Origin of the sequence: Nocardiopsis sp. TNDT3 (genome assembly GCF_003427465.1) — a bacterium.
Taxonomy (GTDB): domain Bacteria; phylum Actinomycetota; class Actinomycetes; order Streptosporangiales; family Streptosporangiaceae; genus Nocardiopsis; species Nocardiopsis dassonvillei.
The window spans coordinates 1-10,634 of the sequence record NZ_QPFC01000776.1; the positions used below are offsets into that span (position 1 = coordinate 1).

The following is a 10,634-nucleotide window of genomic DNA, read 5'->3' on the forward strand; positions in this document are numbered from 1 at the left end:
GGACGGCGGTGGCGGCACTGGCGGTGGTGTGGCCGGGGGCGGCGGCGGTGGCCGCGCACCTGCCCGGGCTGGGGGTGTCGTGGATCGCGGCGGTGGCCGGTACGGGCGCGCGGGTGCCGCACGGCGCGCTGGCGTGGCGGTCGGACCTGGTGGGAGGGCTGGTCCTGGCCGCCGTGCTGGCGGCGCTGGTGTTCACGCACGGGCGGTTGCGCCGTGTCGTGGCCGCCGTGGTGGCGGCCGTGCTGCTGCTGGCCCTGGCCGCGCGGTGCGTGCCGGGCGGATGGCCGCCCCCGGGGTGGGCCCTGGTGGCGTGCGACGTGGGCCAGGGCACCGCGTTCGTGCTGTCGGCGGGCCCGGGCTCGGCGGTGGTCGCCGACACCGGCGAGGACCCGGACCGGGTGGACGACTGCCTGGGGCGGCTGGGAGTGCGCGAGGTCGCGCTGCTGATCCTGAGCCACGACCACGCCGACCACGTGGACGGAACGCCCGGGGTGCTGCGGCACCGGAGCGTGGGGGCCGCGCTGGCGCCGCCGGGGTTCGGGGAGAGCGGCACGGGGCGGCTGCTGGCCGAGGCCGGGGTGCGGTTGTTGGAGGCCGCGCGGGGTCAGCGGCTGCGGGTGGGGCCGTGGCTGCTGCGCGTGCTGTGGCCCGAGCCCGGCTTCACGGGTTCGGTGAACGACTCCTCGGTGGTGGTCCGGGCGGACGGGACGGCGCTGACGGTGCTGCTGACCGGTGACATCGAGGAGGAGGCGCAGGGAAGGCTGCTGGAGGGACCGGACGCCGACCTGTTGCGGGTGACCGTGCTGGCCGTGCCCCACCACGGGGCGGGGAGCCAGGAACCGGCCTTTCTGGAGGCCACCGACCCGGTGGTGTCGGTGACCTCGGTGGGCGCGGACAACACCTACGGGCATCCGGCGCCGTTCACGTGGAACATCCTGGAAAGGGTGGCGCGGGTGAACCTGCGCACCGACCGGGACGGGGACGTGGCCGTGTTGGACGGCGGCGGTTCCGGGCCCGGGCAGGCCGTGGTGCGCGGGCCCGACCCCGCACGGTAGGAGACGGAGCCGTGGAAAGCAGCGCGGCGGAGGACAGCACGGTAGGGGGCCACGGGAGGAGCCGGGTACGGGGCTCACCGGTCACGGGCGGTGCGGACGAGGGGGCGGTAGCGCGTCCGCCGACCGCGCGACGGGCGCACGGCTGGTCGGTGGGGCGTGGCATCCTCTGTGTATGCCTGCACCCGCCCTGCTCACGATCATCGTCGGGGACGAGGAACTCCTCGTCGACCGTGCCGTCGCCTCCGTCGTCGCGGCGGTCCGCGAGGCCGATCCCGGCGTGGACGTCCACGACCTGGTGCCCGCACAGGTGGGGATGTCCACACTCGTCGAGGTGACCTCGCCCTCGCTGTTCGGCGACCGGCGGGTGGTGGTACTGCGCTCGTCCCAGGACCTGACCAAGGACCTGGCGGCGACCGTCACCGACTACCTCGGGGACCCTGCCGACGACGTCAACCTCGTGCTCACCCACGCGGGCGGCAACAAGGGCAAGGCACTGCTCCAGGCCGCGGTCAAGGCGGGCGCCCACCGTGTGGACTGCAAGGGGCCGAGCAAGCCCGCCGAACGGGTGGCCTTCGTCAAGGGCGAGTTCTCCCAGGCGGGGCGCCAGATCACCGCCGACGCCGCGCAGGCGCTGGTGGACGCGGTCGGCAGTGAGCTGCGCGAGATCGCGGCGGCCTGCACCCAGCTGATCGCCGACACCGAGGGCCGGGTGGACGCCGCGGCGGTGGCCAGGTACCACTCCGGCAGGGCGGAGGCCTCGGGGTTCACCGTGGCCGACCGCGCCGTGGAGGGGCGCCTGCCCGAGGCGCTGGAGCAGTTGCGCTGGTCGCTGGCGGTGGGTACCGCCCCGGTGCTCATCAACAGCGCGCTGGCCGGTGCGGTGCGCGGCATAGCCGTGGCCGCCCAGCCGCCGCGCGGCATGTCCGAGGCGGATCTGGCCAAGCGCGCCAAGGTCCCGCCGTGGAAGCTGCGGACCCTGCGTCAGCAGGCGCGGGGGTGGAGCCCGGCGGGGGTCACCCGGGCCATGGCGGTGGTCGCCGAGACCGACGCCCTCATCAAGGGCGCCGGACGCGACCCCGAGTACGCGCTGGAGCGGGCCGTCATCGAGATCGCCCGGGCCCGCGGCACGCGTTAGCGGCAGGCTCGAAGGGCCGCTTCGGGCGCCGGCGGCGACGCCTCAGCGGATGGTCCTGCCGCCCTGCCACACCCGCAGGGTGTTGAGGCCCATCGACCAGGCGAAGGCGCCCTCGTGGTCGGCGTCCCACTGGACGAGGTCGGCCAGGCTCCCGGGTGCGAGCACGCCCCGGTCGGTCAGGCCCAGGGCGCGTGCGCTGCCCACCGTGGCGGCGTACAGGGCCTCCTGCACGGTCATCTCGAACATGGAGATGGCCAGCGAGATCACCAGCGGCATCGACATCGTGCCCGACTGGCCGGGGTTGTGGTCGGTGCCCAGCCCGATGGGCACGCCGTGGTCGAGCAGCGCCCGCACCGGCGGGGTGCGGCGCTCGTGCAGCGAGGTCGTCGGGCAGGCCACCACCGGTGTGCGGGTGGCGGCCAGCGCCAGGACGTCCTGCTCGTCGGTCTCGTGCAGCAGGTCCACCGAGGAGCAGCCGATCTCGGCGGCCATGCGCACGGCGCCGTGCCGGGGGCGCGAGCAGGCGTGCAGGGTGGTGCGCAGCCCCGCGGACTGGCCCACCCCCAGCAGCATGCGGGCGTCCTCGGTGGTGAACTGCTGGTTGTCGCAGTACACGTCCACCCCGTCGGCACCGGCTAGCGCGGCGTCGCTGAGCCAGGAGGCGGCGGTGGCCGCGTACTCCCTGGGTCTGCCGAAGAACTCCGGCGGCACCCCGTGCGCGGGGAAGAAGGTGACGTGCAGGCGCGGCATGCCCGGCTCCTCCTCCAGGGAGCGCAGCAGGCGCACGTCGGCCAGTTCGCCGTCCCTGGTCAGGTGGTAGCCGGTCTTGGCCTCCACGGTGGTGGTGCCGGTCAGCACCCAGTGCCGGAGCCGTTCGCGGACCGCGTTGCACAGGGTCCAGGGATCGGTACCCCGGGTGATGGTGACGGTGGTGGAGACACCGCCCCCGGCCGCGAAGATGTCCCCCTTGGAGGCGCCCTTGGCCCACATGTTGACCTCGGCGTAGCGGTCCCCCGCGTACACCGGGTGGCAGTGGGCGTCGATCAGCCCCGGGGTGATCATGCCGCCGCCGATGTTGACGACGTCGTCGACGTCGGTGAGGTCGTCCACCACGCCCGGAATGCTCTGGGGGAGCTCGGCGGCGGGCCCGACCCAGGCCACCCGGTCGTCGTCCATCAGGAGCGCGGCCTTGGTGATCAGCTCGCTCCCGGTCCACAGCCGACCGATGTTGCTGAGGAGTACCGCCGTCATGGGGTCGTCCGCCCTCGCCGGTCAGGTCCGCCGGTGCGGCTGCGGGACACGGTCGTGGGATACACGGGCGGACATGGCGACCTCGTATCTGGAGCGGTCCGACAGAGCCGGTGGGGAGCGGCCTGCGGCCGCCGCGGTGCCGTGACAGTGGCAGAGGGGTCGGCTGTCGCGGGACAGCGGCCACTGTCGGCCAGTGCTCCAAAACCGTAGTCCATCCGCGGACTCCGTGTACACCTCCCCGGGAGGACTAATAGGACGCCCTCCCAACAAAGGTCACGGGCACACCGGGTGATCGGTGCCACCGGCGACCTCGGTGAGCTGGGTGTTCGCGTGTGCCCGCCTCACCGGGGCGCGTTCGTGCGCCGTCGGGACCCGCCCCCGGACACGGCGAGGCCGGGGCGCCCCGTGGGGAGCGCCCCGGCCGTGCGCGGCGGACCGCGCGTGCCTCAGGCCGTGCTGGGCGTGTACTCGTCGAGTCTGCCCGCGAGCAGGGCCGGCACGAAGGCGTGGATCGCCGTGCCCTCGGCGGTGTGCTCCTCGCTGAGGATGCGCCCCTCCTCGTGGATCCGGGCGATGAGGTCGCCCCGCGAGTACGGGACGAGCGCCCGCACCTCGTGCGCCAGCTCGGGCAGCGCCGCGGCGACCGCCTCCACCAGCGCGGGAACGCCCTCGCCGGTACGGGCCGACACCTCGACCATGTCCGGGTAGCGGGTGCGCAGCGCCTTGAGCACGTCGGGGTCGGCGGCGTCCACCTTGTTGACCACGATGAGCTCGGGCACGTCACCGGCGTCGATGTCGGCGAAGACGTGCCGGACCGCGCTGATCTGGCTCTCGGGGTCGGGGTGGGACCCGTCGACCACGTGCAGGACCAGGTCGGAGTCGGCGACCTCCTCCAGGGTGGAGCGGAAGGCCTCCACGAGCTGGTGCGGCAGGTGCCGGACGAAGCCGACGGTGTCGCTGAGCGTGAACCCGCGGCCGTCGGGCGTGCGGGCCTGGCGCACGGTCGGGTCCAGGGTGGCGAACAGGGCGTTCTCGACCAGGACCCCGGCGCCGGTCAGCCGGTTGAGCAGGCTCGACTTGCCCGCGTTGGTGTACCCGGCGATGGCCACGGACGGCACCGAGCGGGTGCGCCGGACGTCGCGCTTGACGTCGCGGGCGGTGCGCATGTGGGCGAGCTGGCGGCGCAGCTTGGCCATCTTGTCGTTGATGCGCCGGCGGTCGGTCTCGATCTTGGTCTCACCCGGGCCGCGCAGGCCCACGCCGCCGCCCGCGCCACCGCCGCCGGAGCCGCCCGCCTGACGGGACAGGGCGTCACCCCAGCCGCGCAGTCGCGGCAGCAGGTAGCTGAGCTGGGCGAGTTCGACCTGGGCCTTGCCCTCGCTGCTGCGCGCGTGCTGGGCGAAGATGTCCAGGATCAGGGCCGTGCGGTCGATCACCTTGACCTTGACCACGTCCTCCAGCTGGCGCAGCTGGCCGGGGGTGAGTTCCCCGTCGCAGATCACGGTGTCGGCGCCGGTGGCCTCCACGATGTCGCGCAGCTCGGCGGCCTTGCCCTTGCCGACGTAGGTGGCGGGGTCGGGCTTGGACCGACGCTGGGTGACCCCCTCCAGCACGAGCGCGCCCGCGGTCTCGGACAGGGCGGCGAGCTCGGTGAGCGAGTTGTCCGCGTCGGCCTGTGAGCCGCTGGTCCACACGCCGATGAGGATGACGCGCTCCAGCCTCAGGGAGCGGTACTCGACCTCGGTGACGTCGGTGAGTTCGGTGGACAGTCCCGGAACCCGGCGCAGCGCGTGGCGCTCGGCGAGTTCCATCTCGCCCTGGTCGGGGGCGTTGTCCGGGTCGTCGTAGCGGTCGCCGCCGGTGGCCTTGGCCTCGCGGGACGCGTCGTGTGCGTCGACCCCGTCCCCGACGGTGATCGCCTCGCGGAACGCGTCCTCGGCCTCGTGGCCGTCGTGGACGCTTCCGCGGGTGTCAGCTGTATTCATATCCCTCCAGGTGGGTCAACGTGGCCGCCGCCGCGATTCTTCCCGCGACCGGGCGGTGGCGGGCGCCCTGACGATGGTGGCATCTCACCTTCGCGAGGGCACCTGAATTATCGCAGGGCACGGCGGGCACGACACTCCACGGGATCGGGGCCGGATCCCGTGTCCGTCCCGACGACGGGCGCCGAAGTCGCGGGAGAAGTTTTTGCGACCTTCCCAACCAGGGAAACTCCCCGGTCAGTGAGACACGCGCGACGTTGACCGTCCGCGAACCGGACGGTAGCTTCGTTTTCCACATACCAAAAGCTTATTTCGTATTGCGGAAGGTTTTCCATGGGCGCCACGCACGGGGTCGAGATCACCGGCCCCCTCCACGAACGGTTCGACGAGATCCTCACCGAGGACGCCCTCGCCCTCGTCGCCGAGCTGCACCGCGCCTTCGAGGCGCGCCGCCAGGAGCTCCTCGAAGCCCGGGCGGCCAGGCAGGAGCAGATCTCGGCCGGGGCCGACCTCGACTTCCTCCCCGAGACCAAGCACATCCGTGAGGACGACAGCTGGCGGGTCGCCCCTCCCGCCCCGGGCATCACGGACCGCCGCGTGGAGATCACCGGCCCCACCGACCGCAAGATGACCATCAACGCGCTCAACTCCGGCGCCAAGGTGTGGCTGGCCGACTTCGAGGACGCCAACACCCCGCTGTGGGAGAACATGATCGGGGGCCAGCTCAACCTGCGCGACGCCCTCGACCGCACCATCGACTTCACCTCCCCCCAGGGCAAGACCTACGCCCTGAAGGAGGACGGCGAGCTCGCCACCGTCGTCGTGCGCCCGCGCGGCTGGCACCTGGACGAGAAGCACGTCCTCGTGGACGGCCAGCGCGTCAGCGGCGGCCTGCTGGACTTCGCCCTCTACTTCTTCCACTGCGCCCAGCGCCAGATCGACAAGGGCAGGGGACCCTACTTCTACCTGCCCAAGATGCAGAGCCACCTCGAGGCGCGCCTGTGGAACGACGTCTTCGTCCTGGCCCAGGAGCGCCTGGGCATCCCGCGCGGCACCATCCGCGCGACCTGCCTCATCGAGACCATCCCGGCCGCGTTCGAGATGGATGAGATCCTCTACGAGCTGCGCGAGCACTCCGCGGGCCTCAACGCGGGCCGCTGGGACTACCTGTTCAGCATCATCAAGACGCACCGCACCCGCGGCCGCAGGTTCCTGCTGCCCGAGCGCAACGCCGTCACGATGACCGCGCCGATGATGCGCGCCTACACCGAACTGCTGGTCAAGACCTGCCACAAGCGCGGCGCCCACGCCATCGGCGGCATGGCGGCCTTCATCCCCTCCCGCAGGGACGAGGAGGTCAACAGGACCGCCTTCGCCAAGGTCCGCGACGACAAGTCCCGCGAGTCCGGCGACGGCTTCGACGGCTCCTGGGTCGCCCACCCGGGTCTGGTCCCGGTGGCCATGGAGGTCTTCGACGGCGTCCTGGGCGAGCGCCCCCACCAGATCGACAAGCAGCGCCCTGAGGTCGAGGTCTCGGCCGAGGACCTGCTGGCCGTGGACAGGACCCCGGGCGGCGTCACCCTCGCGGGCCTGCGCGGCAACGTCAACGTCGCCCTGCAGTACCTGGCGACGTGGATGGGCGGCAACGGCGCGGTGGCCATCCACAACCTCATGGAGGACGCCGCGACCGCCGAGATCTCGCGCTCCCAGGTCTGGCAGTGGCTGCACAACGACATCACGCTCGACAACGGCCCCAAGGTCACCGCCGACCTGGTCCGGGGGATCATCGACGAGGAGCTCGCCGCCATCCGCGAACAGCTGGGCGCGGACTTCGACGAGGACCTGTACCAGCAGGCCGGCGAGCTGTTCACCGAGGTGGCCCTGGCCGACGAGTACGTCGACTTCCTGACGCTGCCCGCCTACGAGCGCATGCCGTAGCCCGGCATTGATTTCATAAGACGGAAGGCAACTTCCACTGCACCCCTTGCCTAGGCGAGGGGTGCAGTCGTACGTTCACCTTGCGAGGTCGCGTCCGCCAGCGGGCGGGACCGTCCGTGTCCGCGCAGGTGGAACCGGGAGGCGCCCATGTCCGAGACCGATACGGCGCAGGCGGCCGTGGCCGGGCTCGTCCCGCGGCTGCGCCGGATCTGCGGCGAGGACGGTGTCCTCACCGACGCGGCCCAGCGCCGCACCTACGAGAGCGACGGGCTGCCCCACCACCGCGCCCTTCCCGGCGTCGTGGTGCTGCCCACCACAGCCGACCAGGTCGCCGCCGTCGTGCGCCTGTGCGCCGAGAACGGCGTGCCCTTCGTCCCGCGCGGCGCGGGCACCGGCCTGTCCGCGGGAGCGCTCCCCCACACCGAGGGCGTCCTGCTGGTCACCTCGCGCATGCGCCGCGTCCTGGAGATCGACGTCGAGAACGAGTGCGCGGTCGTCGAACCCGGTGTGGCCAACCTGGACGTCACCCGCGCCGCCGCGCCCCACGGCTACTACTACGCGCCCGACCCCTCCAGCCAGCAGGTGTGCTCCGTGGGCGGCAACGTCGCCGAGAACTCCGGCGGCGCCCACTGCCTCAAGTACGGGTTCACCGTCAACCACGTGCGCGGCCTGGACATCGTCACCCCCTCCGGCGAGCAGGTGAGCCTGGGCGGCAAGAACCCCGGCGCGCACGGCTACGACCTCGTCGGGGCCTTCGTCGGCTCCGAGGGCACCCTGGGCGTGGCCACCCGGATCACCGTCGGCCTCACCCGGTCGCCGGAACGCACCGTCACCCTGCTGTCGGCGTTCGCCTCGATGGACGCGGGAGGCCGTGCGGTCAGCTCCATCATCTCCGCCGGGGTGCTGCCCTCGGCCGTGGAGATGATGGACGCGCTGGCCATCGAGGCCGCCGAGAGGGCCGTGGCCTGCGACTACCCCGCGGGCGCCGCGGCCGTGCTGGTCGTGGAGCTGGACGGGCCCGCCGCGGAGGTCGAGGCCCAGCTCGCCGAGGTCGTCCGGCTGTGCGCGGAGGCGGGCGCCTTCGAGACCCGCACCGCCAGCGACGCCGACGAACGCGCCCGGATCTGGAAGGGCCGCAAGTCGGCCTTCGCCGCCGTCGGCCGGATCAGCCCCGCCTACATCGTCCAGGACGGCGTCGTCCCGCGCACGGCCCTGCCCGAGGTGCTGCGGCGCATCACCGAACTGTCGGCCGCCTCGGGCATCCGCGTCGCCAACGTCTTCCACGCCGGGGACGGCAACCTGCACCCGCTCGTGCTCTTCGACGACGCCGAGCCGGGCGCGGCGGAGCGGGCCGAGGAGGTCTCCGGCGCCATCCTCGACCTGTGCATCGAGCACGGCGGCTCCATCACCGGCGAGCACGGGGTGGGCGTGGACAAGGCGTGCAAGATGCCGCGCATGTACGGCCCCGACGACCTGGCCACCTTCGACCTGTTCCGCCGGGCCCTGGACCCGGACGGGATCGCCAACCCGGACAAGCTGCTGCCCACCCCGCGCCTGTGCGGTGAGCGGCCCGGGGTGCGCACGGGGGTGCACCCGCTGGTGGAGGCGGGAAGGGCCGAGCAGTTCTGAGGCGCGGACGGACCACGAACACGGGGGGAGAACGCGTGACGCTCGTCGAGGGGCCGAACGCCCGGGACGGGGCCCTGCGGGAGGGGACCGACGCCGACGCGGTGGGCGGCCTGGTCCCCGCACGCGTGGCGCGTCCCGCCGACACCCGGGGCCTGGCCCGGGTCATGGCGTCCGCCGCCCGGGAGGGGCTGACCGTCGTCGCGCGCGGCGGGGGCACGGCCCTGGACTGGGGCGGTCTCCCGCGCGGGCTGGACCTGCTCGTGGACACCGCCGACCTGTCGTGGACCGAGCACATCGCGGGCGACCTGGTGGTGGAGGTGGGCGCGGGGACCCCCGTGGCCGAACTGTACGACGTGCTGGCCGCCGCCGGGCAGCGGCTGTCGGCGGACCCCGTGCGCGTGGGCGGCACCGTGGGCGGGATGGTGGCCACGGGCGTGAGCGGTCCGCGCCGCCTGCTCACCGGGGCGCTGCGCGACCTGGTCATCGGGATGACGGTGGTGCGCGCCGACGGCGTGGTGGCGCGCAGCGGGGGCCGGGTGGTCAAGAACGTGGCCGGGTACGACCTGGCCAAGCTGCACACCGGCGGCCTGGGCACCCTGGGCGTGATCGCCTCGGTGGCCTTCCGCCTGCACCCGCTCCCCCGGGCCCTGCGCGTGCTGACGCTCCCGGCGTCCCACGCGGAGCACGCCGAGCGCCTGCTGACGGCGCTGCGCGGGTGCACGGCGACGCCCGCGGCGGTCGAACTGGACTGGCCCTCGGCGAGCCTGCGGGTGGTACTGGAGGGCACCCCGGACGGCCTCGGGGCGCGGACGGCCGAGATCGCCGCGGCCGCCGGCGCGGAGCCCGACGTGGCCGACGCCCTGCCCGAGGGCTGGGGCGTGCTGCCCGCCGAGGGCACGCTCGCCCTGGTGTCGGTGCCGCCCGCCGAGAGCGTCCGGGCCGCGGTGCGGGTGCACGAGCTGTCCGGCGCGGGCGTCACCGGCTCGGCCCGGGCGGGGGCGCTGTACGCGTCCTTCCCGCCGGGCACAGGAGCCGCCGAGGTGGCGGCCGCGCTCGACGGCGTGCGTTCGGTGCCCGGCTGGACGATGACCCTGCTGCGCGCGGAACCGCACGTCCACGCCGCCGGTGTGGACCTGTGGGGCGAGGTGCCCGGACTCCCGCTGATGCGGGCGGTCAAGGACTCCCTCGACCCCGGACACCGCCTGGCCCCCGGGCGCTTCGCGGGCGGCATCTGAACACGTGCGAACACCCTGGGAGGGCCCGTGACCGACCCGACGACCGCGGACGAGCGCGACCGGCTGTTCTCCGATCTGCTCAACGACTGCGTCCACTGCGGTTTCTGCCTGCCCACCTGTCCCACCCACGTGCTGTGGGGCCAGGAGATGGACTCGCCGCGCGGGCGGATCCACCTGATGGCGCAGACGCACACCGAGGACGTGCTGACCGAGACCGCGGTCGGGCACTTCGACAACTGCCTGGGCTGCCTGGCGTGCGTGTCCGCCTGCCCGTCGGGGGTGGCCTACGACGCGCTCATCGACACCACCCGGCACCGGGTGGAGAGGGAGCACGAGCGGACCGCGGGCGAGCGGGCGCTGCGCGGGGCGATCTTCGCGCTGTTCCCGTACCGGCGCAGGCTGGGGCTGC

General features: G+C 73.5%; 8 protein-coding genes. 6 read left to right on the forward strand and 2 right to left on the reverse strand.

Going from position 1 to position 10,634, the window contains the following annotated elements; genetic code table 11:
• On the forward strand, window positions 1-1,055 hold a 1,055-nt coding region (locus tag DQW06_RS19100), incomplete at its 5' end, for a ComEC/Rec2 family competence protein (protein ID WP_117199034.1).
• Between the two features lie 172 nt (window positions 1,056-1,227).
• Entirely contained in the window at window positions 1,228-2,190 is a 963-nt protein-coding gene (holA, locus tag DQW06_RS19105; RefSeq protein WP_013151738.1) for a DNA polymerase III subunit delta, read from the forward strand.
• Between the two features lie 42 nt (window positions 2,191-2,232).
• Here the strand turns inward: holA and DQW06_RS19110 are convergent, their stop codons facing one another.
• Entirely contained in the window at window positions 2,233-3,441 is a 1,209-nt protein-coding gene (locus DQW06_RS19110; protein WP_013151737.1) for an amidohydrolase family protein, read from the reverse strand.
• 446 nt (window positions 3,442-3,887) lie between these two features.
• On the reverse strand, window positions 3,888-5,426 hold the full coding sequence (gene hflX / locus DQW06_RS19115) for a GTPase HflX (RefSeq protein ID WP_013151736.1): 1,539 nt from the start codon (window positions 5,424-5,426) through the stop codon (window positions 3,888-3,890).
• Window positions 5,427-5,756: 330 nt separating this feature from the next.
• Here hflX and aceB point away from each other — a divergent pair, with 330 nt between their 5' ends.
• The 4 genes from aceB to DQW06_RS19135 form a co-directional block, all read left to right on the forward strand.
• Complete coding sequence (gene aceB / locus DQW06_RS19120; RefSeq protein WP_117199035.1) at window positions 5,757-7,361, forward strand: malate synthase A; 1,605 nt, start codon at window positions 5,757-5,759, stop codon at window positions 7,359-7,361.
• A 147-nt stretch (window positions 7,362-7,508) separates the two neighbouring features.
• The gene (locus DQW06_RS19125) at window positions 7,509-8,990 is read left to right on the forward strand and encodes an FAD-linked oxidase C-terminal domain-containing protein (RefSeq protein WP_117199036.1); all 1,482 of its coding nucleotides are present in this window, start codon (window positions 7,509-7,511) and stop codon (window positions 8,988-8,990) included.
• Between the two features lie 35 nt (window positions 8,991-9,025).
• Window positions 9,026-10,225, forward strand: a complete 1,200-nt coding sequence (locus DQW06_RS19130; RefSeq protein ID WP_013151733.1) for an FAD-binding oxidoreductase — start codon at window positions 9,026-9,028, stop codon at window positions 10,223-10,225.
• A gap of 27 nt (window positions 10,226-10,252) precedes the next feature.
• A partial coding sequence (locus DQW06_RS19135; RefSeq protein ID WP_117199037.1) for a 4Fe-4S dicluster domain-containing protein occupies window positions 10,253-10,634 on the forward strand: 382 nt, incomplete at its 3' end.

Excerpts from the sequence above, each read along its gene's own strand:
- holA (WP_013151738.1), top strand. The coding sequence starts at position 1,228 with ATGCCTGCACCCGCCCTGCTCACGATCATCGTCGGGGACGAGGAACTC.
- DQW06_RS19110 (WP_013151737.1), bottom strand. The coding sequence starts at position 3,441 with ATGACGGCGGTACTCCTCAGCAACATCGGTCGGCTGTGGACCGGGAGC.
- hflX (WP_013151736.1), bottom strand. The coding sequence starts at position 5,426 with ATGAATACAGCTGACACCCGCGGAAGCGTCCACGACGGCCACGAGGCC.
- aceB (WP_117199035.1), top strand. The coding sequence starts at position 5,757 with ATGGGCGCCACGCACGGGGTCGAGATCACCGGCCCCCTCCACGAACGG.
- DQW06_RS19125 (WP_117199036.1), top strand. The coding sequence starts at position 7,509 with ATGTCCGAGACCGATACGGCGCAGGCGGCCGTGGCCGGGCTCGTCCCG.